The sequence below is a fragment of the Burkholderia sp. MSMB1589WGS genome (genome assembly GCF_001636105.1).
Lineage (GTDB): Bacteria > Pseudomonadota > Gammaproteobacteria > Burkholderiales > Burkholderiaceae > Burkholderia > Burkholderia humptydooensis.
On sequence record NZ_LNJT01000007.1, the window covers coordinates 816,801 to 840,515 of the forward strand.

A 23,715-nucleotide genomic window follows, 5' to 3' on the forward strand; every position below is an offset into this window, starting at 1 on the left:
GCGCGTCAGCGGCCGCCGTGCAGCGCGGCGACGCGCGCGGCGACCATGATCGCCTTCATCTCGCGCACCGCGTTGTCCCAGCCCGCGAACACCGCGTGCGCGACGATCGCGTGCCCGATGTTCAGCTCGGCGATGCCGGGCAGCGCGGCGATCGCCTGCACGTTCGTGTAGTGCAGTCCGTGGCCCGCGTTCACCTTCAGCCCGAGCGCGATGCCGGCGTCGACGCCCGTCGCGATCCGCTCGAACTCGCGCTGCTGCTCGGCCGCGTCGTGCGCGTCCGCATAGCGGCCGGTGTGCAGCTCGATCACGGGCGCGCCCGTCTCGTGCGCGGCGCGGATCTGCGCGTCGTCCGGATCGATGAAGAGCGACACGCGCACGCCCGCGTCCGCGAGCTGCTTGCACGCGGCGCGTACCGCGTCGAAGTGCCCGACGACGTCGAGGCCGCCTTCCGTCGTCAGCTCCGAGCGCTTCTCCGGCACGAGGCAGGCGTCGTGCGGCCGGATCTCGCACGCGATGTCGAGCATCTCCGGCGTCACCGCGCACTCGAGATTCATCCGCGTCTTCACGAGCGGACGCAGCGTGCGCACGTCCGCGTCGACGATGTGCCGGCGGTCTTCGCGCAGATGCAGCGTGATCGCGTCGGCGCCGGCATCCTCGGCGGCGAGCGCCGCGCGCACGGGGTCCGGATAGGCGGTGCCGCGCGCGTTGCGCAGCGTCGCGACGTGGTCGATGTTCACGCCCAGTTCGATGGCGGTAGGCGTCGTGAGGAAGAAGCTCATAGGTTTTGCAGGTCGATCAGGATCTGACGCGTGGCGAGCGGCGTGCCGCCCAGATAGGTGTTGAGCAGAAAGCGCATCAGCGTCTTGCTTTGCGCAACGGTCTGCGCCCGATGGTAATCGTCCTCTTCCATGTCGAGCAACGTCTGGCCGGCGATCACGGGCCAGTGCGACGGCACGTCGCTGCCCGCATCGCACACGCCGCGCTGCGGATCGAACACGTAGAGCCTGCCGGGCTCGACCGCGCGCCGCGCGACGGTGCGCTTCAACGTCATCGCATAGCCTGTCTCGCGCAGCAGCACGCGCTCGAACGAGCGCAGCACCTGCACGGGCGGCTCGCCGTGCGCGAGGCGCGTGAGCGTGACGAGATAGTGCTGGAAGAGCGGCGGATGCGGATCTTCGCGCGCGCAGAACTTGACGAGCAGCTCGTTCACGTAGAAGCCGCACAAGAGCGCGTCGCCCGCGAGCGGCAGCATGCCGCCCACCCATTCGGCGCCCGTCAGCGTGCGCAGCTCCGACTTGCCGGACCACGACAGCGACAGCGGCTGGAACGTCTGCAGCACGCCGCGCAGCGCCGAATGCGGGCGCTTCGCGCCCTTCGCGACGAGCGCGATGCGGCCGTGGTCGCGCGTCAGCACGTCGACGACGAGGCTCGTCTCGCGATACGGATAGCTGTGCAGCACGAACCCCGGCTGCTCGGCGATCCGGAATTCGGACGTGCGCGGCGCGGCGCGGCGCGGCTTGCGCGCCGGCTTGCCGGCGTCCGGCGCGGGCGGCGCGATCGGGGGTTGCGGGTCGGCGTCGGCCTCGTCGGTCATCCCGACATCGGACGTCCCGTCATTCGTACCCATAGGCGCGCAGCCCCGCTTCGTTGTCCGCCCAGCCGCTCCTCACCTTGACGAAGGTCTCGAGATAGACGGGGCCGTCGAACAGCTTCTCCATGTCCTGCCGCGCCTCGGTGCTGATCTGCTTGAGCTTCGCGCCCTTCCTGCCGATCACCATCGCCTTGTGCGAATCGCGCTCGACGAGGATCGTCGCGAACACGCGCGTGAGCCGCCCCTCCTCCTCGAACTTGTCGATGACGACGGTGCTCGTGTAAGGCAACTCGTCGCCCGTCCAGCGAAACACTTTCTCGCGCAGGATCTCGGCCGCGAGGAAGCGCGAGCTGCGGTCGGTCAGGTCGTCTTCGCCGTAGATCGCGTCGCCTTCCGGCAGATACGGCTTGACCGTGTTCATCAGCCGCTCGATGTCCTCCGGATGCTTCGCCGACAGCGGCACGATCTCCGCGAACTCGCGCAGCTCGCCCATTTTCTGGAAGAACGGGTACAGCGTGCCCTTGTCGGATACGCGGTCGAGCTTGTTCGCGACGAGGAGCGTCGGCGTGCCGGGCGGAATCAGGTCGAGCACCTTCTGGTCGTCGGGGCCGAAGCGGCCCGCCTCGATCACGAACAGGATCGCGTCGACCGACGTCAGCGTCGACGTCACCGCGCGGTTCAGCGACCGGTTGAGCGCGGTGCTGTGGCGCGTCTGGAAGCCGGGCGTGTCGACGAAGATGTATTGCGCGTCGTCGAGCGTGCGGATGCCGGTGATCCGGTGGCGGGTCGTCTGCGCCTTGCGCGACGTGATGCTGATCTTCTGGCCGACGAGCGCGTTCATCAGCGTCGACTTGCCGACGTTCGGACGGCCGACGATCGCGATCATGCCGCAACGGAAACCGGTGGGAGCGGGTGCGTTCATATCAGGCTGCTGCTGGGTTCGGAAGCGGCCGCGCGACCGTGCGCGACCGCGATGTCGATTGGGACGATGTCAATGCCCCGCGTCGGCGACGCGCACGGGCGCGGCGGCCAGATCGGGCTCGGCGGTGGCGGACGACGACGCGTCGCGCGCGCGCGGCGGCCGGTCGGCCGTTCCCGCGGAGACGCGCACGGCGGCGTCCGGCTTTTCCATCGGCTTTTCCGCCGATTTCTCCGGCGACGGCTTGTCGCTCGCCTTCTCCGGCAGCTTGTCGGCCGTCGAAGCGGATTTTTCGGCCGGCTTCGACGCGCGCGGCTCGCTCTTGTCGGCGCCGTGCTCGACGTGCGCCGCGCGGATCACCGCGACGGGCGTGGCCGCGGGCGAACGGGCGGCCACGTCGTCGGCCTGCGCAGGCACGACGGGCGAAGCGGCCGCGTGGGTCTGCGCACCGGCTTTCGCGTCCGCCGAGGCTCTTGCCTCGGGCGCCTTCGCCTCGGCCGCCTTCGAGTCATCCGCGCAGGACTCCGCAGCCTTCGGCTCGCCATGCTTCGCGTCGCCCGACTTCGGGTCGGCCACGGCCTTCGGATCGACCGCCTTCGGCTCGGCGCCCTTCGCTTCGTCGCCCGCCACGCGGCTCGCGCCGCGCTCCTTGCGGTCCGGCGAACGCAGGTCGAGCGCCTCCTGCACGCCCTTCACGCCCGGCACGATCTCCGGCTCCACATGCTTCGCGCCGCGCGCGCTCTTCGAGCGCTTCGGCTTCGCGGCGAGCATCGGCGCAACCGCCATCACCTCGTCGAGCGCCTTCTTCGCGGCGGCCTGCTCGGCCGCGCGGCGGCTCGCGCCCGAGCCGGACACCTTGATGTCCAGCTTCGGCACCGTGCACTCGACTTCGAATTGCTGATTGTGCGCCGCACCATGCGTCGCGACGACGGTATAGGTCGGCAGCGCGATCTTGTGGCCCTGCAGGTATTCCTGCAGCAGCGTCTTCGCATCCTTGCCGAGCGTGCGCGGATCGATGTGGTCGAGAATCGGCACGTACAACCGCTTGATGACCCCTTGGGCGGCTTCGAAGCCGCCATCGACGAACACCGCCCCGATGATGGCTTCGAATGCGTCCGCGAGGATCGACGGTCTTCGGAATCCGCCGCTGCGCAGCTCGCCTTCGCCGAGCCGCAGGCCGTCCGAGATATTGAGGGCCTGAGCAATTTCGTACAGCGACTGCTGCTTGACGAGATTCGCCCGCACGCGCGACAAATCGCCTTCGTCCAGCTTGCCGAAGCGCTGAAACAAAAGGGCGGCCACCGCGCAATTCAGAACGGAATCGCCGAGAAACTCGAGCCGTTCGTTATGCGTGGCACTGTGACTGCGATGGGTCAAAGCCTGGCGCAACAATTCCGCATTGCGAAATTCATAGCGCAGCCGGCTTTCCAACTGGGATAAGGGCATGGACAGGAGTATAACGCGGGCGCCGCTTCGGTCGGGAAACGCGGCCTGGCGCGAAAAGGCGTGACGAGGCGGCATTGCCGCCGGTTCTTAAAGTGGTTCGGCAACACGCCTCGCAGCCCGTGCGCGGCGTGTCGCAACGTTCGGTGCGGCTAGTTGAACGAGCCGATGCGTTTGAGCTCGCTGAAGTTCATCCAGATGAAGAACGCGCGGCCGACGATGTTCTTGTCCGGCACGAAGCCCCAGTAGCGGCTGTCGGCGCTGTTGTCGCGGTTGTCGCCCATCATGAAGTAGTGGCCAGGCGGCACCTTGCAGACGACGCCGCGGCTGTCGTACTGGCAATTGTTGCGATACGGATAGTCGTCCGCGCCCATCACGAACGGCGGCACCGACGGATTGTTCAGGATCGCGTTCTTGCGCGCGCCGAGCGTTTCTTCGAACTGCTTCGCGTAGTTCATCCGCTCTTCGTCGAAGTAGTCCGGCAGCGGCGTCTCGGGCACGGGCTGGCCGTTGATCGTCAGCTTCTTGTCCTGATACGCGATCGTGTCGCCCGGCAGGCCGATCACGCGCTTGATGTAGTCGACCGATTCGTCCTTCGGATAGCGGAACACGACGACGTCGCCGCGTTCGAGCGGACGGCCTGCGGTGATCTTCCGGTTCGTGATCGGCAGACGCAGGCCGTAGTCGAACTTGTTGACCAGGATGAAATCGCCGACGACGAGCGTCGGCACCATCGAGCCCGACGGAATCTTGAACGGCTCGACGACGAACGAGCGCACGACGAACACGACGAGAATCACCGGAAAGAAGCTCGCGGTGTATTCGAGCCACCACGGCTGGCGCAGCTTCTCGTCACGCAGCCGCGCGCGCGTCTGCGGCGCGTTCTCGTCGGCGAAGCGCTCGCCGATCCGCTCCTGCTGGCGGTCGAACTCGGCGACCGCCGCGTCTGCCGCCTTCTTCCGCTGCGGCAGGAAAACCAGCTTGTCCAGCACCCACGCAATGCCCGTCAGCACGACGAGCACAAAAAGGATCAACGCAAAATTCATAAAGGATCAGTCCTGTTATTTGTCTTCGACTCGCAAGATCGCCAGGAACGCCTCCTGCGGGATCTCGACCGAACCCACCTGCTTCATTCGTTTCTTGCCTTCCTTCTGCTTTTCGAGCAGTTTCTTCTTGCGCGTGATGTCGCCGCCATAGCACTTCGCGAGCACGTTCTTGCGCAGCGCCTTGATGTTCTCGCGCGCGATGATGTGCGCGCCGATCGCCGCCTGGATCGCGACGTCGTACATCTGGCGCGGAATGATCTCGCGCATCTTCGCCGCGACTTCGCGGCCGCGATACTGCGACTGCGAACGGTGGACGATGATCGACAGCGCATCGACCTTGTCGCCGTTGATCAGCATGTCGACCTTCACGACGTCGGACGTCCGGTATTCCTTGAACTCGTAGTCCATCGACGCGTAGCCGCGCGACACCGATTTCAGCCGATCGAAGAAGTCGAGCACGATTTCCGCCATCGGGATCTCGTACGTGAGTTGCACCTGCCGGCCGTGATACTGCATGTTGATCTGCGAGCCGCGCTTCTGCTCGCACAGCGTGATCACCGAGCCGACGTAGTCCTGCGGCATGTACAGGTTGACCGTCACGATCGGCTCGCGGATCTCGGCGATCCGGGCGGGCTCCGGCATCTTCGCCGGGTTCTCGACCCTGATCGTCGTGCCGTCGCTCTGCACGACCTCGTAGACCACGGTCGGCGCGGTCGTGATGAGGTCCATGTCGAACTCGCGCTCGAGCCGCTCCTGCACGATCTCCATGTGCAGCAGCCCCAGGAAGCCGCAGCGGAAGCCGAAGCCGAGCGCCTGCGACACTTCGGGCTCGTACTGCAGCGACGCGTCGTTCAGCTTCAGCTTCTCGAGCGATTCGCGCAACGCGTCGTACTGGTTCGCCTCGACGGGATAGAGGCCCGCGAACACCTGCGGCTTCACTTCCTTGAAGCCCGGCAGCGGCTCGGGTGCGGGCTTCGTCGCGTGCGTGACCGTGTCGCCGACCTTCGCGGCCGTCAGTTCCTTGATGCCGGCGATGATGAAGCCCACCTGCCCCGCCGACAGCGATTCGAGATTGCGCGACTTCGGCGTGAACACGCCGACGTGCTCGACCGAATACAGCGCATCGGTCGCCATCAGCTTGATCTTTTCCTTCGGGCGCAGCGTGCCGTTGACGATGCGCACGAGCATCACGACGCCGACGTAGTTGTCGAACCATGAATCGATGATGAGCGCCTGCAGCGGCGCATCGGGATCGCCCTTCGGCGGCGGCACCTTCGCGATCAGCGATTCGAGCACATCCTCGACGCCCAGGCCCGTCTTCGCGCTGCAGCGCACCGCATCGGTCGCGTCGATGCCGATCACGTCCTCGATCTCGGCGATCGCGTTCTCCGGGTTTGCGGCCGGCAGGTCGATCTTGTTGAGGACGGGCACCACTTCGACGCCGAGCTCGATTGCCGTGTAGCAGTTCGCGACCGTCTGCGCCTCGACGCCCTGGCTCGCGTCGACGACGAGCAGCGCGCCTTCGCACGCGGACAGCGAGCGGCTCACTTCATACGAGAAGTCGACGTGCCCCGGCGTATCGATGAGATTCAGGTTGTAGACCCTGCCGTCGCGCGCGCGATAGGTGAGCGCGGCGGTCTGTGCCTTGATCGTGATGCCGCGCTCGCGCTCGAGATCCATCGAGTCGAGCACCTGCGCTTCCATCTCGCGGTCGGACAGGCCGCCGCAAAGCTGGATGATGCGATCCGCGAGCGTCGACTTGCCGTGGTCGATGTGCGCGATGATCGAGAAGTTGCGAATATGATCCATTCAGTGCCGATCAAGCGAAAAAGGCGCGCTCGACGACCGCAGAGCACGCCTTGTAAGTCGGTGAAAAAACGGCTTATTTTAGCCGAAAAGGTTCGCCAGGGGCGGCATTTTGGACGTCCGGACATGCGCCGGCCGGCGACCTGCGGCGCGATCGTTCGAAGTGCGCGGCGAGTCGTCGGGCGCGAGCGGCGGCGAGACCGCCGCGCTTCCTTTGGCGCGCTTCATCGCGCAGCGCTTCACGCCCCGCGCCGCGCGAGCGCTTCCCTGACCCGCGCCTCGTCGAACCGGTGCCGGCATACCTCGACACCGTCGAGCAGCAGCACCGGCACGTCCTCGTCATAGCGCGCGACGAGCGCCGGCTCTGCGTCGATGTCGACATAATCGACGCTCGCCGAGCATTCGGCCGCCACCGGCGCGAGCGCGTCGCGCATGTCGTCGCACAAATGGCACCAGCCGCGGCCGTACAGCGTGAAACGCGCGGCGCTCACTTCTGGCGCGGCCGGATCGGGATGAACTGCGTGTTGTCGCCGCGCCGCACGAGCACCGCGACCGCGCGCTGCGGATCGAGCTTCGACGTCACGTCGACGAACTGCTTCGCGCTCGTGATGTCGACGTCGCCGACGCGCAGCACGATATCGCCGCGCTGCAGCCCCGCGCGTGCGGCCGGCCCGTCGACCGCGTCGATCTGCACGCCGTTGCGCAGCTTGAGCGTCTTCAACTGATCGGGCGACAGGTCGCTGACCGTCAGGCCAAGCGCGCTGCTGCGCGGCTTCTGCTGCGGCGCCTGGCGGCTGTCGGCCTTCGCGGTCTTGTCGGCCGGGAATTCCGTGATCGTGATCGGCAGATCGCGCGACTCCCCCTTGCGCCACACCGTCACCGTCGCCTTCGTGCCCGGCTTCGTGTCGCCGACCATGCGCGGCAGATCCGACGCCGTTTCGACCGGACGGCCGTTGAACTTCAGGATGATGTCGCCCGGCTGCAGGCCGGCCTTGTCGGCCGGGCCGCCCGGCTCGACGCTGCTGACGAGCGCGCCTTCCGCCTTCGGCAGGCCGATCGAATCGGCGACTTCCTTCGTCACCTCGCCGATCGCGACCGCGATCCGGCCGCGCGTGACCTTGCCCGACGCCTTCAGTTGCTCGGCCACGCGCATCGCCTCGTCGATCGGAATCGCGAACGAGATGCCCATGAAGCCGCCCGTGCGGCTGTAGATCTGCGAGTTGATGCCGATCACTTCGCCCTGCATGTTGATGAGCGGGCCGCCCGAGTTGCCGGGGTTGACCGCGACGTCCGTCTGGATGAACGGCAGGTAGTCGCCGGTGTTGCGGCCCTTCGCGCTGACGATGCCGGCCGTGACCGTGTTGTCGAGGCCGAACGGCGAGCCGATCGCGACGACCCACTCGCCGACGCGCACGCGGTTCGAATCGCCGATCGCGACGGTCGGCAGGCTCGACGCGTTGATCTTCACGATCGCGACGTCGGTGCGCTCGTCGACGCCGATGAGCCTGGCCTTGAATTCGCGCTTGTCGGTGAGCGTCACATAGATCGTGTCCGCGTCGTCGACGACGTGCGCGTTCGTCATCACATAGCCGTCCGGCGACAGGATGAAGCCCGAGCCGACGCCGCGGTTCTGCTCGGTGTCGGGCGCCTCGGGCGTGCTCGGCGCGTTCTTCTGCCCGCCCGGCGGCTGCGGCAGCGGAATGCCGAAGAAGCGGCGGAAGAATTCCGACATGTCGCCGTTGTCGAGGCCGGGCGGCAGCGCGCCGCGCGTGTCGGCCGGCACGTTCGCCGTCGTCCGGATGTTGACGACCGCCGGGCCGACTCTCTCGACGAGGTCCGCGAAATCGGGCAGACCCGCGCGCATCGTGGGCGCGGCGCCCGCTGCGGCGGGCGCGGTCGTGGCATTCGGAGCCGCCGTCGCCGATTGCGCGGCAAGCGGCGTCAAGGCCGTCACCGCCGCGGCGACGAGCCAGGTGCGCAGCGAGGGATTCATCATGTCGGAAACCGAAAGGTTACTTGGAAGCCTTGTATTCTATGGCAGACGCGAACTGCTGCAACGTCGAGGGAGGCGCTTCGCCGAGAACCGTGATCCAGAAATCGCCGCGGCGCTTGACGAGCACGTGCGTCGCGCCCGTGCTGCCCGCCCCTTCCTTGCGGCTGTTCTTCTCGGCGGGTTCGATGAAGACCGAGATCGTCGCGAGGCCGTCGGTGAACACGGCCTGGTCGACGGGAATCGGCGGATCGTTCGCGTCGCGCGCGGCCATCGGGCGGCGCACTTCGCGGATCTTGCGGAAGCCCGCGACGGTCGGCGCGATCTGCCAGCCCTGCGCCTCGATGTCGACGGGCGAAACGGGCGGCCGCACGATGGTCCAGCCGCCGAGATTGCGCATGCCGGCCGCGATCGCGGTCTTCTGGCTCGGCGCAGCGGCGCCGAGCTGCAGTTGCGAAAAGGCGATCTGCTCGAGCACGCGATCGTCGGCGTCGAGCGTCTGCGAGCGCAGCAGAAGCCCCGTCTTCGCGTCGGTCCACAGCTTGTACGCAAAGCGGTACGCGTCCTTCGGCACGAGCTCGACGACCTGCGCGTCGAGGCCCGCGACGCGATCGCGCCCGAGCGACTTCGGCTCGTAGACGGACAGCACCTGCTCGCCGCTCGCGCCGAGCAGCGCGGGAAACGAATCCTTGTTCTGGCGGCGCTCGACGACGCAGAGCCGCCGCTCGGGCACGAACGTGTAGAGATCGTCGTTGTGGCGCAGTAGCTTGCGCGGCTTGCCGTCGAGGCTTTCGACGCGCTCGTATTCGCCGTCGCCCTTCGTCGCGACATGAACGATCCGCGACGATTGCACGTACGCGCCGCGCTGATAGACGAACGTCCCTTCGTAGTTCTGCTGCTGCGCGGCCTGCTGGAGGCGATCGAGCCACTCGGCCGCCTGGCGCCGGGTGGCCACGGGATCGTCGGGTTGCTGCGCAGAGGCGGCGGACTGGACGGACAACAGCGCGGCCGCGCACAGCAACAGCGCCGGCAGCCGTCTCCAACCTAGGGGGGCTTGATTCAACTGCAACGTCCGCATCGAGTTTATTGGCCTTGCGTGGCGACGGCGGTACGAATGACCGGCATCGAACCCGTCACGACGGGCTGCTGCGCGAATTGCTGATGCGCTTCGAGATATTGATCGAGGCTCGCGTCGCGGATGATGTTCACGTCCTGCGCGCCCGTCTGCGCGGCCGCCACGCGTTGCAGCGGGCCTTGCTGCGCGGGACTCACCGACGCGACCTGGACGGCGCCCGGCGCGCCGGCGCCCTGCATCTGCGGCACGACGATCCACGTGAGCGTCGCCGCGGCGGCGGCGACCGCGAACGCGGGCACGACGCGGCGGCGCAGCGCCAGCAGCCGGCGCGCGACAGGCGCGGCCGCGGGCGCGAGCAGGTGCGGCTCGGCCGCGAGGCTCGTCGAGAAGCGGGCCATGAACGCGCGGCTCTCGGCGGGCTCGAGCGTGAGCTCGTCGGAGCGCAGCGCGTCACCGATCACGTGATATTGCGCCCACGTCGCGCGCTCGGCGTCGGCGAGCCCCGCGAGAATCTGTTTCAGCGAAAGGCCCTCAGGCGCTTCGCCGTCGACCAGAGCGGACATGCGCTCGCGTTGCGAGCACGCTTGCGACTGCGTAGAGACCGACCCCATGATGCTCCCCATCTTGCACACCCCGTCGTGACACACGACTCCGTAACTAGACCCCAAGCCGCTTCGATTCGCCGCAGGCGCTCACCAGCGCCTGCCTTCCGGCGTATCGAGAAGCGGCCGCAATTTTGCCGCGATCGCCTCGCGGGCGCGAAAGATCCGCGAGCGGACGGTGCCGATCGGGCATCCCATCATCTCCGCGATCTCTTCGTAGCTCAGGCCTTCGATCTCGCGCAGCGTGATGGCCGTTCGCAACTCTTCCGGCAACAACGCCATCGCGGCATTGACCGTCTGGGCGATCTGCTTGCTCATCAACATCGACTCAGGCGTGTTGATATCCCTTAGTTGGTCGGCGTCGGAGAAAGTTTCAGCCTCTTCGGCGTCCGCGTCGGTGGACGTGGGCGCCCGGCGACCCTGGGTCGCAAGGTAGTTCTTCGCCGTATTGACGGCAATCCGGTACAACCACGTGTAGAACGCCGACTCGCCGCGGAACTGCGGCAACGCGCGATACGCCTTGATGAACGCGTCCTGGGCCACGTCCTCGACCTCCGCGGGGTCCCGCACGAGGCGCGAGATCAGCCGGATGATCTTGCGGTGGTATTTGGAGACCAGGAGTTCGAACGCCGCCTTGTCGCCATTCTGTACGCGTTCGACCAGTGCCTGATCGATTTCTTTTTCACTCACCTGACAAATCCGTAAACGAGGGAAGCAACGCGGAGCGCTATTGTAACGTTCCCGCTCGAGCCGCTCATGGGCGTTTTCGACCGGAAACGGCCGGCCGCGAAAGCGGTCATGCCGCCGCGAGCGTCCCGCGCGCGGCGCGCCGGCCCAGCACGCAGAGCGCGCGGAACACGGGCGCGTCGACCGCGTCAGCCGGAATGACGAGCGGCGTCGCGCGCCGGCCGCGGCCTTGCACCGTCAGCACGACGAGCAGATCGCTCCATTGCGTGCAGCCGGCGATCTGCCCGCGCGCGAGGAGCCGCCCGTCGCGGTCGAACGCCGCGAGCACGCCCGCGCCGGCATCGATCTGCAACGCAGCCGGCTGACACCGCTCGCGGGCGGCCCGCGCGCGCAACGCGACGAGCGCCGCGATGAGCCCCGCGAGCGCCGCCGCCCCGCCGCTGCCGACGAGCGGCGCCGCACAAGCGTAGACCGCCGCGCCGGCGGCCGCCACGAACAGCGCGCACGCGGTGCGCAGGCACGCCGACGCGCGCAGCACGATGTGCTGCGCGCCTGCCGATGCGGCGTGGAACGGCTCCGTCAAGCGACCCCGCGTCAGATGCGCTTGAAGACCAGCGTGCCGTTAGTCCCGCCGAAGCCGAAGGAGTTCTTCAACGCGACGTCGATCTTCATCTCGCGCGCTTCGTTCGCGCAATAGTCGAGATCGCACGCGGGGTCCTGGTTGAAGATGTTGATCGTCGGCGGCGACACCTGGTTGTGGACGGCCAGCACCGTGAACACCGATTCCAGCCCGCCCGAGCCGCCGAGCAGGTGGCCCGTCATCGACTTCGTCGAATTGACGACGATCTGCTTCGCGTGATCGCCGAATGCGCGCTTGATGCCGATGGTTTCCGCGAGATCGCCGAGCGGCGTCGACGTGCCGTGTGCGTTCAGGTAGCTCACCTGATCGACGTTGACACCGGCGTTGCGCAGCGCGGCCAGCATGCAGCGTCGCGCGCCGTCGCCATCCTCGAGCGGCGCCGTCATGTGATGCGCGTCGCCGCTCATCCCGTAGCCCGCGATTTCCGCGTAGATCTTCGCGCCGCGCGCCTTCGCGTGCTCGTACTCCTCGAGCACCATCACGCCCGCGCCCTCGCCGAGCACGAAGCCGTCGCGGTCCTTGTCCCACGGACGGCTCGCCGTCGCCGGATCGTCGTTGCGCTGCGACAGCGCGCGCGCCGCCGCGAAGCCGCCGATGCCGAGCGGCGACACGGTCGCCTCCGCGCCGCCCGCGATCATCACGTCGGCGTCGCCGTATTCGATGAGGCGCGCCGCCTCGCCGATGCAGTGCAGGCCGGTCGTGCACGCGGTGACGAGCGCGAGATTCGGGCCCTTGATGCCGAACTTGATCGACAGGTGGCCGGAGATCATGTTGATGATCGACGCCGGCACGAAGAACGGCGAGATCCGGCGCGGGCCGCGGTTGAGCAGTTCGGTCTGCGTGACTTCGATCATCGGCAGCCCGCCGATGCCCGAACCGACCACGACGCCGACGCGCTCCGCGTTTTCGTCAGTGACCTGGAAGCCGCTGTCCTGCATCGCCTGCATGCCGGCCGCGATCCCGTAATGGATGAACGTATCCATGTGGCGCGCTTCCTTCGCCGGGATGTAGTCCTCGACGTTGAAGCCCTTCACCTCGCCTGCGAAGCGGGTCGAGAAGTTCGTCGCGTCGAACTTCGTGATATTGACGATGCCGGACTTGCCGGCCACGAGATCGGCCCAGCCGTCGGCAACATTATTGCCAACAGGCGAAATCAGCCCAAGGCCTGTAACAACAACACGACGGCGGCTCACGGTAACCTCTTTTCCATTGAATGACAAAAACAAAAGCCACAGCGGCCACAGGAACCACCCCTGCGAGCCCTGTGGCTGTTAGCTCGGCCGGCGAGAACGCCGACGCGATCGCGCATCCGGCGCAGCGTGTGCAAAAACTTGCAGACGACGCGCGTGTTACGCCTTGACGTTCGCGCGAGCGTAGTCGATCGCTTGCTGAACGGTCGTGATCTTCTCGGCTTCTTCATCCGGGATTTCCATGCCGAACTCGTCTTCGAGCGCCATCACCAGTTCAACCGTGTCGAGCGAATCCGCGCCGAGGTCGTTCACGAACGACGCTTCGTTCTTGATTTCAGCTTCGGCGACGCCCAGTTGCTCGGCGACGATCTTCTTGACGCGTTGTTCGATATTGTCCATTACCCCTCCGAGGGAAAGTTCAAATTTACAAGTGCGCGCATTTTAACAGGTTTGATGCTGCCCAAAATGCGCGCCGGCTTTGCGGCCAGACAAGCGCCGATGCGCGAATGCGCATGCACGGCGCGGATGGTAAACGAAATCCGTTACGACATGAACATGCCGCCGTTCACGTGCAGCGTCGTGCCCGTGATGTAGCCCGCTTGCGGCGACGCGAGGAACGCCACTGCGTGCGCGATGTCCTCCGGGCTGCCCAGGCGGCCGAGCGGAATCTGCGTCTTCAGCGCGGCCTGCTGCTCTTGCGGCAGGGCCTTCGTCATGTCGGTATCGATGAAGCCCGGCGCGACGCAGTTCACGGTGATGCCACGGCTGCCGATCTCGCGTGCGAGCGCGCGCGTCATCCCCGCGACGCCCGCCTTCGCCGCCGCGTAGTTGACCTGACCCGGATTGCCGGCCGAGCCGACGACCGACGTGATGTTGACGATGCGTCCGCCGCGCGCCTTCATCATCGGGCGCAGCACCGCGCGCGACAGGCGGAACACGGCCTTCAGGTTCGTGTCGATCACGGCGTCCCACTCGTCGTCCTTCATCCGCATCGCGAGTTGATCCTGCGTGATGCCGGCGTTGTTAACGAGCACGTTCAGCGCGCCGAATTCCTTGAGCGTCGCTTCGACGAGCGCGTCGACCGCCGCCGCGTCGTTGACGTTCAGCACGGCGCCGCGGCCTTCGATCCCGGCTTCCTTGAATGCGGCCGAGATGCTCTCGGCGCCCGCTTCGGTCGTCGCGGTGCCGATCACCATTGCGCCGCGGCGCGCGAGTTCGAGCGCGATCGCGCGGCCGATCCCGCGCGACGCGCCGGTGACGATCGCGACTTGTTTGTCGAGAGTCTTGTCCATGCAGTGGTTCCGTGTTTCGGTTGAATCGGCAAGCTCGAGCGCCTGACGGAGTCAGGCGGCGGCGAGCTTGAGCGCTTCGTCGAGCGACGCCGGATCGAACACCGACGCGCCGACCAGGTTGCTGTCGATGCGCTTCGTGAGGCCGGCGAGCACCTTGCCCGGGCCGCACTCGATCACGTGCGTCACGCCCTCGCGGGCGATGTGCCGCACGCACTCGACCCAGCGCACGGGCCCCGCCGCCTGGCGCACGAGCGCATCCTTGATCGCCGCGGGATCGGACACCTCCGCGACGTCGATGTTGTTGACGACGGGAATCCGCGGCGCCTTCACGTCGACGTTCGCGAGATATTCGCGCAGCTTGTCGGAGGCCGGCTCGAGCAGCGACGAATGGAACGGCGCCGACACGGGCAGCGGCAGCGCGCGCTTCGCGCCCTTCGCCTTCGCGATCTCGCAGGCCTTCTCGATGCCCGCCTTCGTGCCCGCGATCACGACCTGCGCGGGCGCGTTGAAATTCACCGCTTCGACGACGCCCGATGCCGACGCCTCGGCGCACACCGCGCGCACCGTGTCGTCGTCGAGGCCGAGAATCGCCGCCATGCCGCCCACGCCGACGGGCACGGCCGTCTGCATCGCCTGCGCGCGAAAGCGCACGAGCGGCAGCGCGTCGCGAAACGCGATCGCGCCCGCGGCGACGAGCGCCGTGTATTCGCCGAGGCTGTGGCCGGCGACGATCGACGGCTGCGCGCCGCCCGCCTGCTGCCACGCGCGATAGCACGCGTACGCGGCCGTCAGCATCACGGGCTGAGTATTCGTCGTCAGATTGAGTTCGTCGGCCGGGCCGTCGGCAATCAGCTTGCCGATGTCCTGCCCCAGCGCGTCGGACGCTTCGTCGAGCGTCTCGCGCACGACGGCGACGTCGGCGAACGCATTGAGCATGCCGACCGATTGCGAGCCCTGGCCCGGAAAAACGAATGCAAATTTCATATCGTCCCTAATTGAATCGATTCGAGCGGCGCGCTGCGCCCGGCGCGCCGATGGGATGCGCGGAAAGTGCGGGCTCAGTAGCGGAAGACCGACGCGCCCCACGTGAAGCCGCCGCCGACGCCTTCGATCAGCACGTGCTGGCCGCGCTTGATGCGGCCGTCGCGCACCGCGACGTCGAACGCGAGCGGAATCGACGCGGCGGACGTGTTGCCGTGCTCGTCGACAGTGACGATCATGCGTTCCTGCGGCAGGCCGAGCTTGCGGCACGTGCTCGTCATGATACGGATATTGGCCTGGTGCGGAATCAGCCAATCGACCTGTTCCGGCGCGAGATCCGCCTTCGACAGCGCTTCGACCGCGACCTTCTCGAGCAGATTCACGGCGAGCTTGAAGACGGCCTGGCCGTCCATGTGCAGGAATGCGCTGCCCGCGATGACGCCGCGGTTCACGTTGCCCGGCGTGCAGAGGATGTTCGAGTAGCTGCCGTCCGCGTGCAGCGCGCTGCCGAGGATGCCCGGCTCTTCGGACGCCGACAGCACGACGGCGCCCGCGCCGTCGCCGAACAGCACGCAGGTGGTGCGGTCCTTGAAGTCGAGGATGCGTGAGAACGTCTCCGCGCCGACGATGAGCGCGGTGCGGTGCTGCCCCGTGCGGATGAAGCTGTCGGCCGTCGCGAGCGCGTAGGCGAAGCCCGAGCACACCGCCTGCACGTCGAACGCGGCACCGCCGTTCTTGATGCCGAGCTTGTTCTGCAGCAGGCACGCGGTGCTCGGGAAAACGAAATCGGGCGTCGACGTCGCGACGATGATGAGGTCGATCGACTGCGGATCGATGTCGGCCGCCTCGATCGCGCGCTGCGCGGCGATGAGCGCGAGATCGCTCGTCGTCACGTCGGGCGCGGCGAAGTGCCGCGCGTGGATGCCCGTGCGCGCGACGATCCACTCGTCGCTCGTCTCGATGCCGTCCTTCGCGAGGCGATCGGCGAGTTCTTGATTCGTGACGCGGTCGGGCGGCAAATAGCTGCCCGTGCCGAGCACGCGGGAATAGAGGGTCGATTGGGCCATCATGTCTTCGAGGAAAGCGCGGCGGAGGGCTCGGCTGGCTGGCCCGCGGACGGACTCGCCTGCCCCGTCCCGTCCGCGTCGCGACCGCTTTCGCCAAGCGGCGCGGCGTTCTCCGCCATCGCTCGCGAAAGGCGCTCCAGCACGCCATTTTTGACGGCATCATACCCGCGTTTGATCGCCCACTCAAACGCGTAAGCGTCGGCGGAGCCGTGGCTCTTGATGACGAGACTGCGCAGCCCGAGCAGCGCCGCGCCGTTGTACTGGCGATGATCGACGCGCCTCTTGAAGCGCAGCAGCACGGGCAGCGCGAGAAGCGCCATCAGCCTCGACAGCAGCGAGCGGCTGAACTCTTCCTTGATGATGTCGGCGAGCATCTGCGCGAGGCCCTCGGACGTCTTCAATGCAACGTTGCCAACGAAGCCATCGCAGACGATCACGTCGACGGTGCCCTTGTAGATGTCGTTGCCCTCGACGTTGCCGCGGAAATTCAACGTGCTCGTGCGCAATAGCTCGCCCGCGCGCTTGATTGTTTCGTTCCCCTTGATGATCTCCTCGCCGATGTTGAGAAGACCGATCGTCGGCCGCTCCTTGCCCTCGAGCGCCGCGACGAGCGCGTGCCCCATTTCGGCGAACTGCAGCAGGTGCTGCGGCTCGCAGTCGACGTTCGCGCCGAGGTCGAGCATCATCGTGTAGCCCGTCGGATTCGGCAGCGCGAACGCGATCGCGGGCCGCTCGATGCCGGGCAGCGTCTTCAGCACGTAGCGCGACACCGCCATCAGCGCGCCGGTGTTGCCGGCGGAAATGCACGCCTGCGCCTCGCCTTCCTTCACGTGATTGAGGGCGACGCGCATCGAAGAATCCTTCTTCTTGCGCAGCGCCACTTCGACGGGATCGTCCATCGCGACCACTTCGGTGGCCGGCACGACGGACAGCGCGGGCTCGTCGAGCGCCTTGCACTTCTTGAGTTGCGCCCGTATCGCGCTTTCGATGCCGACGAGCATCAGTTGCGCGTCGGGATGCGAGCGAACGAACTTGACTGCCGCGGGAACGGTCACGGACGGGCCGTGGTCGCCTCCCATGCAATCGATTGTGAGCTTTACAGTCATGGAATGCGACGAATTTCAGGCACAAAAAAGCGGCAGTTGAATGCCGCCTTTTTGTTGAGCCAGGAAAGTGTCAAGCGAACCGGTTGTCGCGCGAGGGGCCCGAATGGCCATCAGACGCGCGCCACGGAGACGGAAACGCTTAGTCGTTCTTCGTCTTGACGACTTTCTTGCCGCGATAGTAGCCGTTCGGGCTGACGTGGTGACGCAGATGCACTTCACCCGTGCTCGGCTCGACGGCGAGCGGCGCGGTCGTCAGGAAATCGTGCGAACGATGCATGCCGCGCTTCGACGGCGACTTCTTGTTTTGTTGAACTGCCATGACTAACTCCTAAATAATTTTTCGGATTCTAACACAGCCCGATCCGGCGCTTGCTACCCCGGCCCTGCGGCCTCACGCCTTCCCGCGCCCCAACTGCTTAGTGTTTATTGCCGTCGCCGCCCTTTTTCAGCGCTTCGAGCGCCGCGAACGGATTCGGCCTGTCGCTTTCGCCTGCCGCTTCGTCGGACGTATCGTCCGCATCGGCCGCGGGACCGCTCGCGCCCGATACCAGGCTTTCGTGCACCGCCGGACAGACTTGGTGCTTCGGCACGAGCGGCAGCGAAAGCAGCAGCTCCTCTTCGATCAAGCCGGCGAAATCGAACTGGCGCGAGCCGACGATCACATCGACTTCATCTTCGTCGAGCGGAAATTCGTCCGCCTCCTCTTCGGTGGCGACGATCCGGTACACGACGTCGATGTCGAACGACTGCTCGTACGGCGTCATGCAGCGCTGGCATTCGAGCCACGCGGCGCCGTGCAGCGCGAGCCGCAGATAAGGCTGCTGCGCCTCGGCGCCGTCGTCCTGCAGCTCGGGCTGCGTCGAGCCCTCCGCCTGCCAGGTGAATAGGGTGTCGCGGTCTGGCGCGTCCGCCGGCACTTCGTTTAACATGCGCGGCAACTGCGAGAGCCGGACGGCGCCCGCCGCCTGCCGAGCGCTGCGCGCAAATTCGAACAGATCGATCGCGTGCGGATCGAGCGAAACCGCAGGCTTGCCTGAAGACGGGTTCATGTGCGCTCCTGCCGTATCAACCCACGATGCAACTCGTTCGTGCAGCGGACCGCGCGGCCCGGCGGCCCGCGCCACGGGATGCATGACGCATCCGGGCTGCTCGGTTCGCCGTCGGGCGCTCGCAAAACCCCTGCCGATGAAAAGCGCAAGAGCATACCCGTTTTATCTTTTCGAGTCAAATACTTAAGACGGCTTCGCCGAACACGCGGCCGCCGCGCGCCCGCGCGCAGTGCGGCGGCCATTCCTTCAACCCGGATCTCCCGAACCGACCGATACCCGACCATCATGCAGCACAACGCTTCCAGCCCACCCAGGCTGATCCTCGCCTCCAGCTCGCGCTACCGGCGCGAACTCCTCGAACGCCTGCGCGCGCCGTTCGACATCGTCACGCCCGAAGTCGACGAGACGCCGCTGCCGGGCGAAACGCCTTCCGCGACCGCGCTGCGGCTCGCCGCCGCGAAGGCGCGCGCCGCGGCCGAGCGCGTCCAGGCGCCTCACGGCGCACTCGTGATCGGCTCCGACCAGGTCGCGACCTTCGACGGGCTGCAGATCGGCAAGCCCGGCTCGCACGCGCGCGCGCTCGCGCAACTGCAGGCGATGCGCGGCCGCGACGTCGAATTCCATAGCGCGCTTTGCCTGTACGACAGCCGCTCCGGCGCGGCGCAAGTCGAAGACATCGTGACGCGCGTGCGGTTCCGCGCGCTGACCGACGTCGAACTCGACGCCTATTTGCGCGCGGAGACGCCATACGACGTCGCGGGCAGCGCGAAATCGGAAGGGCTCGGCATCGCGCTGCTCGACGCGATCGAATCCGACGACCCGACGGCGCTCGTCGGCCTGCCGCTCATCGCGCTCACCCGAATGCTGCGCGCGGCGGGCTATCCCCTTTTCGGCGCGCCGGCGCCGGCCGCCGACGGAGCGAACGGACGATGACGGCAGGCACGCTCTATCTGATTCCGAACACGCTCGGCGATGGCGACGCCGCGATGCTCGCCGCCGTGCTGCCCGCCGCCGTGCAGGCGCGCGCCGCGTCGCTCGGCTACTACATCGGCGAGAACGCGAAGACGACTCGCGCGTTCCTGAAGAAAATCGGCACCGAGCGGCCGATCCAGGAAATCGAGATCCGCGAGTTGAACGTGAAGACGCCCGCAGGCGAAATCGACAGGCTGCTCGCGCCGGTGCTCGCGGGCGCCGACGCGGGGCTCGTGTCGGAAGCCGGCTGCCCCGCCGTCGCCGATCCCGGCGCGCTGCTCGTGCGCCGCGCGCACGAGCGCGGCGTGAAGGTCGTGCCGCTCGTGGGGCCCAGCTCGATCCTGCTCGCGCTGATGGCGTCCGGCCTGAATGGCCAGAGCTTCGCGTTCCACGGCTACCTGCCCGTCGACGCCGCCGCGCGCGCGAAGCGCCTGCGCGAGCTCGAGCAGCAGTCGCGCCACGCGAACCAGACGCAGATCTTCATCGAGACGCCGTACCGCAATCACGCGATGCTCGACGCGCTCGTCGCGACGTGCGCGCCGTCGACGCTCGTGTGCGTCGCGGCCGACCTGACGCTCGCGACCGAGACGATCGCGAGCCGCTCGGCGGCGCAATGGAAAAAGGCGCCTGTGCCCGATCTGCACAAGCGCCCCGCGATCTTCCTGCTGCTCGCGAACTGAGCGAAGCGTTTCGCGCCGTCAGCGCAGCTTCAGCTCGCCGCCGGCGACGGCCGCCTTCAGCGCGGCCTTGCCCACCGCCGCGCCGAAGCGGCGCGCGACGCGGTCGGTCAGGCTTTCCTTGACCGTGTAGTCGACGAGGTCCGGCGCCTTCAGCACGTCGCGCGCGACGGTGTCGGTCGTCCCGTAATCGTCGGCGAGGCCGAGCTCGATGCTCTTCGCGCCCGTCCAGAAGAGCCCGGAGAAGATGTCCGGCGATTCGTGCAGGCGCGCGCCTCGGCCGTCCTTCACCGCCTTGATGAACTGCTCGTGGATCTGGTCGAGCATCGCCTGCGCGTGCGCGTCCATCTTCGGCGTCTCCGGCGAGAACGGATCGAAGAAGCCCTTGTTCTCGCCCGACGTGTGCAGCCGCCGCTCGACGCCGAGCTTGCCCATCAGCCCGGTGAAGCCGAAGCCGTCCATCAGCACGCCGATCGAGCCGACGATGCTCGCCTTGTCGACGTAGATCTTGTCCGCCGCCGCGGCGATGTAGTAGCCGCCCGACGCGCACATGTCGGAGACCACGACATAAAGCGGTTTGCCCGGATACTTCTTGCGCAGCCGCCGGATCTCGTCGTAGACGATGCCCGCCTGAACCGGGCTGCCGCCCGGGCTGTTGATCTTCAGCACGACGCCGACCGTGCCCGAATCCTCGAACGCGCTGTCGAGCGCCGTGTTGATGTCCTCGGCGTTCGCGTTGGTGCTCGCGGCGATCTCCCCTTCGATCGTCACGACGGCCGTGTGGCGGCCGCTCGCGAGCTTGCTGCCGTCGCCCGATACGCTCAGGAACGCGAACGCGAGCGCGCCGAGCACGACGAGGAACGCGAAGCGGAAGAAAATCCTCCAGCGCCGCGCCGCGCGCTGCTCCTTGATCGCCGCAAGCGCAACGCGCTCGAGCACGGCGCGCTCCCAGTTCGGTTCGCGGGTGGCGGCGTTCGCCGCGGAGGACGAAGACGAATCGGGCGGATTGATTTGATCGGACATGCGTGAAAGTCAGTGGTCAGAAGGGGCCGGGCGCAGATCGCCGTCGGGCAGCCAGAACACCGCGCGGCCGTCGGGCGTGTCCTGCTCGTCGACCCGGACGGCGCGCAACCGCGCGCCGCGGCACGGGCCGCCGACGCACCTGCCCGTCTCAGGCTCATAAATCGCGCCGTGCGTCGCGCACATCAAGTATAAGCCTGACGATTCGAAGAACTGTCCCTCGATCCAGTCTAGCTCCATCGGCACGTGCGCGCAGCGGTTCAGGTAACCGTAGGCGCGCCCTTCGTAGCGCACGAAGAACACGACGACGGACTCGCCGCGCAGCGACGCGTCGATCCGCACGCCCGCGCCGCCGTCGACGAGCGCGTCGGCCGCGCACACGAAGCGCGCGTCGCCGCCGCCCATCATGCGTGCTCCCGCAGCCAGCCGGCGAGCGATACGACGTCGGGCGCGACGAAGCGCGGCGACAGCGCGGCGAGCGCGTCGGCCGAATGCGCGCCGTACGCAACGCCGACGCCCGCCGCCCCCGCGCTCGCCGCCATCTGCAGGTCGTGCGTCGTGTCGCCGATCATCACGGTGCGCGCCAGATCCTGCCCCAGTTCGCGCGACAATTCCTGCAGCATCGCCGGATGCGGCTTCGAGAACGTCTCGTCCGCGCAGCGCGTGGCGCCGAAGAGGCTCGTCAGCTTCGCCTCGTCGAGCGCGCGGTTCAGCCCGACGCGCCCCTTGCCCGTCGCGACGGCGAGCAGGTAGCCCGTGTCGCGCAGCTCTTCGAGCATCTCGCGCACGCCGCCGAAAAGCTCGGTTCGCTGATCCTTGATCAGGTAGTGGAACCGGTAGCGCTCGGCAAGCCGCGGATAGTCGGCGGGATCGACGCTCGGCGCGGTCACGGCGAGCGCATCGCGCAGGCCGAGTCCGATCACGTAGCGGGCGGCCTCGTCGGACGGGGCGGGCACGCCGAGATCGCGGCACGCGGCCTGGATGCACTGCGCGATGTGCGCGGTCGAATCCATCAGCGTGCCGTCCCAGTCGAAGACGATCAGATCAAATTGCTGTCGGGCCATGCTTGTCACGCGGTGTCGCGCAAGTCGGTGAGTTGATCGAGAAATTGCCGGCATTCGGCGGGCAACGGCGCGTCGAACTGCAGCGGCTCGCCCGTCAACGGATGCGCGAAGCGCAGCCGGTGCGCGTGCAGGAACATCCGCTTGATCGACGGCGCCGCGTTCGCGCGCGAAAGCGCCTTGTTCAGCGCGAAATCGCCGTACTTCGCGTCGCCGACGATCGGCAGGCCGAGATGGGCGAGGTGCACGCGAATCTGATGGGTCCGACCCGTTTTGAGTTCCGCTTCGACGAGCGCATAGTCCGGCCAGCGGTCGACGAGATTGAACACCGTGTGCGACGGCAGCCCGTCTTCCTGGACGCGCACGCGCCGCTCGCCGTCAGGCGTCGCGTACTTGAAAAGCGGCGCCTTCACGGTGCGGCGGCGGCCCCAGTCGGCCGCCCAGTCGCCGTGCACGCACGCGAAGTAGCGCTTGTCCATCCGGTTCTCGCGGATCTGCTCATGCAGCCCGACGAGCGCCGAGCGCTTCTTCGCGAGCATCAGGATGCCCGACGTCTCGCGGTCGAGCCGGTGCGCGAGCTCGAGGAACTTCGCGTGCGGCCGCGCGTGGCGCATCTGCTCGATCACGCCGAACGCGACGCCGCTGCCGCCGTGCACGGCGACGCCCGCCGGCTTGTTCAGCGCGATGATCGCGTCGTCCTCGAACAGGATCTCGAACGCGGCGGCAGGCACGGGTGCGAGACCTGCCGCGCGCGCGAGATCGGCCGCCGCGACGCGCACGGGCGGCACGCGCACGACGTCACCGAACGCGAGCCGGTATTGCGCATCGATCCGGCCCCTGTTCACGCGAACTTCGCCGCTGCGCAGAATCCGGTAAATATGACTCTTCGGCACGCCCTTGCAGACGCGCAGCAGGAAGTTGTCGATGCGCTGCCCGGCGGCGCTTTCGTCGATCTCGATGAGCGAAACCTGGCCGCTCGCGATCGAATTATGGGATTTTTTGCCTAACTCATTCATACTGAATATAATTTTGCGCAGCCTTCCGTAGCGGAGCGGCCTGATCGGCCGGTTTTCGGGCGGACTGCGCGAGGCGCAAGCGCAAACTGTTATTTTACTTGCGCCCGGGGCGTGCTGCTCGTCCTCACGAATGAAAGCAGCAAGTTGCACGCACGGCACCGCGCTCAGGCAGGGATCGCGCCCACAGGCGGATTCGGTTTGAGCCGTGCCGCGGTAACGGAATGTTGGACAAAAAGAATTTGTTGGAGGCTGCGGCGCGGCGCGATGTAGGCCCGGCGCAGCTTCCTGTTGCGAATAGAACGGCGTGCGCCCGATATGGCCCCGCGAGAGCGCGGGGCTTGGCGACGTCAAAACCAAGGAAGGAACACCCCAGGCGGGAAAGTCGGGCTGGATTCGATACTCCCCGCTGCGGCCGAGCCGCAGCATATGCCGCCACCCGGCGTCGCGCGCAACTTGCGCCGCGCCCCGCGGCAGTGCCCGGTCGG

26 protein-coding genes are annotated in these 23,715 nt (G+C 67.2%); 2 read left to right on the top strand and 24 right to left on the bottom strand.

The features are described from left to right. Positions 1 to 5 precede the first annotated feature (5 nt). From pdxJ to WT16_RS11775, 20 genes are all read right to left on the bottom strand, one after another. Positions 6 to 779 carry a pyridoxine 5'-phosphate synthase gene (gene pdxJ, locus WT16_RS11680; protein WP_006025814.1) on the bottom strand — a complete coding sequence of 258 codons (774 nt, stop codon included), beginning with the start codon at positions 777 to 779 and terminating at the stop codon, positions 6 to 8. Further along, positions 776 to 1,594, bottom strand: a complete 819-nt coding sequence (recO, locus tag WT16_RS11685; RefSeq protein ID WP_006025813.1) for a DNA repair protein RecO — start codon at positions 1,592 to 1,594, stop codon at positions 776 to 778. Before recO ends, pdxJ begins: the two co-directional genes overlap by 4 nt. Positions 1,595 to 1,613: 19 nt before the next feature. Further along, positions 1,614 to 2,513, bottom strand: a complete 900-nt coding sequence (era, locus tag WT16_RS11690) for a GTPase Era (RefSeq protein ID WP_009913163.1) — start codon at positions 2,511 to 2,513, stop codon at positions 1,614 to 1,616. A gap of 69 nt (positions 2,514 to 2,582) precedes the next feature. Next, positions 2,583 to 3,956 (bottom strand): ribonuclease III, encoded by a 1,374-nt coding sequence (gene rnc / locus WT16_RS11695; protein ID WP_015601926.1) that lies wholly within the window; start codon positions 3,954 to 3,956, stop codon positions 2,583 to 2,585. 149 nt (positions 3,957 to 4,105) lie between these two features. Then, complete coding sequence (lepB, locus tag WT16_RS11700) at positions 4,106 to 4,999, bottom strand: signal peptidase I (RefSeq protein WP_009913165.1); 894 nt, start codon at positions 4,997 to 4,999, stop codon at positions 4,106 to 4,108. 15 nt (positions 5,000 to 5,014) lie between these two features. Then, positions 5,015 to 6,808: a translation elongation factor 4 gene (gene lepA / locus WT16_RS11705; RefSeq protein WP_063533385.1), complete on the bottom strand. Its 1,794-nt coding sequence runs from the start codon at positions 6,806 to 6,808 to the stop codon at positions 5,015 to 5,017. Between the two features lie 236 nt (positions 6,809 to 7,044). After that, entirely contained in the window at positions 7,045 to 7,296 is a 252-nt protein-coding gene (locus WT16_RS11710; RefSeq protein ID WP_006025808.1) for a glutaredoxin family protein, read from the bottom strand. Further along, positions 7,293 to 8,801: a DegQ family serine endoprotease gene (locus WT16_RS11715; protein WP_063533386.1), complete on the bottom strand. Its 1,509-nt coding sequence runs from the start codon at positions 8,799 to 8,801 to the stop codon at positions 7,293 to 7,295. Before WT16_RS11715 ends, WT16_RS11710 begins: the two co-directional genes overlap by 4 nt. Before the next feature lie 16 nt (positions 8,802 to 8,817). Next, positions 8,818 to 9,873 (bottom strand): MucB/RseB C-terminal domain-containing protein, encoded by a 1,056-nt coding sequence (locus WT16_RS11720; RefSeq protein ID WP_015601294.1) that lies wholly within the window; start codon positions 9,871 to 9,873, stop codon positions 8,818 to 8,820. Between the two features lie 5 nt (positions 9,874 to 9,878). Continuing rightward, entirely contained in the window at positions 9,879 to 10,481 is a 603-nt protein-coding gene (locus tag WT16_RS11725; RefSeq protein ID WP_063533387.1) for a sigma-E factor negative regulatory protein, read from the bottom strand. Positions 10,482 to 10,562: 81 nt separating this feature from the next. Continuing rightward, positions 10,563 to 11,162: an RNA polymerase sigma factor RpoE gene (rpoE, locus tag WT16_RS11730; protein ID WP_006025804.1), complete on the bottom strand. Its 600-nt coding sequence runs from the start codon at positions 11,160 to 11,162 to the stop codon at positions 10,563 to 10,565. Between the two features lie 106 nt (positions 11,163 to 11,268). Next, positions 11,269 to 11,742, bottom strand: coding sequence for a protein YgfX (locus WT16_RS11735; protein WP_063533388.1), 474 nt, complete (start codon positions 11,740 to 11,742; stop codon positions 11,269 to 11,271). Positions 11,743 to 11,753: 11 nt separating this feature from the next. Then, the gene (gene fabF, locus WT16_RS11740) at positions 11,754 to 12,992 is read right to left on the bottom strand and encodes a beta-ketoacyl-ACP synthase II (RefSeq protein WP_015601792.1); all 1,239 of its coding nucleotides are present in this window, start codon (positions 12,990 to 12,992) and stop codon (positions 11,754 to 11,756) included. 156 nt (positions 12,993 to 13,148) lie between these two features. Further along, positions 13,149 to 13,388: an acyl carrier protein gene (acpP, locus tag WT16_RS11745; RefSeq protein WP_004197638.1), complete on the bottom strand. Its 240-nt coding sequence runs from the start codon at positions 13,386 to 13,388 to the stop codon at positions 13,149 to 13,151. Between the two features lie 143 nt (positions 13,389 to 13,531). Then, positions 13,532 to 14,281, bottom strand: coding sequence for a 3-oxoacyl-ACP reductase FabG (gene fabG / locus WT16_RS11750; RefSeq protein WP_063533389.1), 750 nt, complete (start codon positions 14,279 to 14,281; stop codon positions 13,532 to 13,534). 51 nt (positions 14,282 to 14,332) lie between these two features. Continuing rightward, positions 14,333 to 15,265, bottom strand: a complete 933-nt coding sequence (gene fabD, locus WT16_RS11755; protein ID WP_015601955.1) for an ACP S-malonyltransferase — start codon at positions 15,263 to 15,265, stop codon at positions 14,333 to 14,335. A gap of 74 nt (positions 15,266 to 15,339) precedes the next feature. Next, positions 15,340 to 16,329, bottom strand: a complete 990-nt coding sequence (locus WT16_RS11760; RefSeq protein ID WP_063533390.1) for a beta-ketoacyl-ACP synthase III — start codon at positions 16,327 to 16,329, stop codon at positions 15,340 to 15,342. Continuing rightward, positions 16,329 to 17,435 carry a phosphate acyltransferase PlsX gene (plsX, locus tag WT16_RS11765; protein ID WP_009913176.1) on the bottom strand — a complete coding sequence of 369 codons (1,107 nt, stop codon included), beginning with the start codon at positions 17,433 to 17,435 and terminating at the stop codon, positions 16,329 to 16,331. Before plsX ends, WT16_RS11760 begins: the two co-directional genes overlap by 1 nt. 139 nt (positions 17,436 to 17,574) lie before the next feature. After that, positions 17,575 to 17,754 (bottom strand): 50S ribosomal protein L32, encoded by a 180-nt coding sequence (gene rpmF, locus WT16_RS11770; RefSeq protein WP_006025797.1) that lies wholly within the window; start codon positions 17,752 to 17,754, stop codon positions 17,575 to 17,577. Between the two features lie 97 nt (positions 17,755 to 17,851). Then, the gene (locus tag WT16_RS11775; protein WP_006025796.1) at positions 17,852 to 18,484 is read right to left on the bottom strand and encodes a DUF177 domain-containing protein; all 633 of its coding nucleotides are present in this window, start codon (positions 18,482 to 18,484) and stop codon (positions 17,852 to 17,854) included. A gap of 285 nt (positions 18,485 to 18,769) precedes the next feature. Between WT16_RS11775 and WT16_RS11780 the strand changes: the two genes are divergently transcribed. Together WT16_RS11780 and WT16_RS11785 are read left to right on the top strand one after the other, a co-directional pair. Next, a complete protein-coding gene (locus WT16_RS11780) occupies positions 18,770 to 19,417 on the top strand; it encodes a Maf-like protein (protein ID WP_063533391.1) in 648 nt (215 codons plus the stop codon). Further along, positions 19,414 to 20,136, top strand: coding sequence for an SAM-dependent methyltransferase (locus WT16_RS11785; RefSeq protein ID WP_006025794.1), 723 nt, complete (start codon positions 19,414 to 19,416; stop codon positions 20,134 to 20,136). Before WT16_RS11780 ends, WT16_RS11785 begins: the two co-directional genes overlap by 4 nt. Positions 20,137 to 20,154: 18 nt before the next feature. Here the strand turns inward: WT16_RS11785 and WT16_RS11790 are convergent, their stop codons facing one another. Genes WT16_RS11790 through WT16_RS11805 form a run of 4 tightly spaced genes read right to left on the bottom strand, consistent with a single transcriptional unit; the run spans position 20,155 to position 23,230 of the window. Continuing rightward, on the bottom strand, positions 20,155 to 21,156 hold the full coding sequence (locus tag WT16_RS11790) for a S49 family peptidase (RefSeq protein ID WP_006025793.1): 1,002 nt from the start codon (positions 21,154 to 21,156) through the stop codon (positions 20,155 to 20,157). A gap of 9 nt (positions 21,157 to 21,165) precedes the next feature. Then, entirely contained in the window at positions 21,166 to 21,561 is a 396-nt protein-coding gene (locus WT16_RS11795; RefSeq protein WP_043282386.1) for a Rieske 2Fe-2S domain-containing protein, read from the bottom strand. Continuing rightward, a complete protein-coding gene (locus WT16_RS11800) occupies positions 21,558 to 22,217 on the bottom strand; it encodes an HAD-IA family hydrolase (protein ID WP_006025791.1) in 660 nt (219 codons plus the stop codon). The genes WT16_RS11795 and WT16_RS11800 overlap by 4 nt, the downstream gene beginning before the upstream one ends. Positions 22,218 to 22,222: 5 nt before the next feature. Beyond that, a complete protein-coding gene (locus WT16_RS11805) occupies positions 22,223 to 23,230 on the bottom strand; it encodes an RluA family pseudouridine synthase (RefSeq protein WP_063533392.1) in 1,008 nt (335 codons plus the stop codon). Between the last annotated feature and the right edge of the window lie 485 nt (positions 23,231 to 23,715).

Excerpts from the sequence above, each read along its gene's own strand:
- pdxJ (WP_006025814.1), bottom strand. The coding sequence starts at position 779 with ATGAGCTTCTTCCTCACGACGCCTACCGCCATCGAACTGGGCGTGAAC.
- recO (WP_006025813.1), bottom strand. The coding sequence starts at position 1,594 with ATGACCGACGAGGCCGACGCCGACCCGCAACCCCCGATCGCGCCGCCC.
- era (WP_009913163.1), bottom strand. The coding sequence starts at position 2,513 with ATGAACGCACCCGCTCCCACCGGTTTCCGTTGCGGCATGATCGCGATC.
- rnc (WP_015601926.1), bottom strand. The coding sequence starts at position 3,956 with ATGCCCTTATCCCAGTTGGAAAGCCGGCTGCGCTATGAATTTCGCAAT.
- lepB (WP_009913165.1), bottom strand. The coding sequence starts at position 4,999 with ATGAATTTTGCGTTGATCCTTTTTGTGCTCGTCGTGCTGACGGGCATT.
- lepA (WP_063533385.1), bottom strand. The coding sequence starts at position 6,808 with ATGGATCATATTCGCAACTTCTCGATCATCGCGCACATCGACCACGGC.
- WT16_RS11715 (WP_063533386.1), bottom strand. The coding sequence starts at position 8,801 with ATGATGAATCCCTCGCTGCGCACCTGGCTCGTCGCCGCGGCGGTGACG.
- WT16_RS11720 (WP_015601294.1), bottom strand. The coding sequence starts at position 9,873 with ATGCGGACGTTGCAGTTGAATCAAGCCCCCCTAGGTTGGAGACGGCTG.
- WT16_RS11725 (WP_063533387.1), bottom strand. The coding sequence starts at position 10,481 with ATGGGGTCGGTCTCTACGCAGTCGCAAGCGTGCTCGCAACGCGAGCGC.
- acpP (WP_004197638.1), bottom strand. The coding sequence starts at position 13,388 with ATGGACAATATCGAACAACGCGTCAAGAAGATCGTCGCCGAGCAACTG.
- fabG (WP_063533389.1), bottom strand. The coding sequence starts at position 14,281 with ATGGACAAGACTCTCGACAAACAAGTCGCGATCGTCACCGGCGCGTCG.
- fabD (WP_015601955.1), bottom strand. The coding sequence starts at position 15,265 with ATGAAATTTGCATTCGTTTTTCCGGGCCAGGGCTCGCAATCGGTCGGC.
- WT16_RS11760 (WP_063533390.1), bottom strand. The coding sequence starts at position 16,329 with ATGGCCCAATCGACCCTCTATTCCCGCGTGCTCGGCACGGGCAGCTAT.
- plsX (WP_009913176.1), bottom strand. The coding sequence starts at position 17,435 with ATGACTGTAAAGCTCACAATCGATTGCATGGGAGGCGACCACGGCCCG.
- rpmF (WP_006025797.1), bottom strand. The coding sequence starts at position 17,754 with ATGGCAGTTCAACAAAACAAGAAGTCGCCGTCGAAGCGCGGCATGCAT.
- WT16_RS11775 (WP_006025796.1), bottom strand. The coding sequence starts at position 18,484 with ATGAACCCGTCTTCAGGCAAGCCTGCGGTTTCGCTCGATCCGCACGCG.
- WT16_RS11780 (WP_063533391.1), top strand. The coding sequence starts at position 18,770 with ATGCAGCACAACGCTTCCAGCCCACCCAGGCTGATCCTCGCCTCCAGC.
- WT16_RS11785 (WP_006025794.1), top strand. The coding sequence starts at position 19,414 with ATGACGGCAGGCACGCTCTATCTGATTCCGAACACGCTCGGCGATGGC.
- WT16_RS11790 (WP_006025793.1), bottom strand. The coding sequence starts at position 21,156 with ATGTCCGATCAAATCAATCCGCCCGATTCGTCTTCGTCCTCCGCGGCG.
- WT16_RS11795 (WP_043282386.1), bottom strand. The coding sequence starts at position 21,561 with ATGATGGGCGGCGGCGACGCGCGCTTCGTGTGCGCGGCCGACGCGCTC.
- WT16_RS11800 (WP_006025791.1), bottom strand. The coding sequence starts at position 22,217 with ATGGCCCGACAGCAATTTGATCTGATCGTCTTCGACTGGGACGGCACG.
- WT16_RS11805 (WP_063533392.1), bottom strand. The coding sequence starts at position 23,230 with ATGAATGAGTTAGGCAAAAAATCCCATAATTCGATCGCGAGCGGCCAG.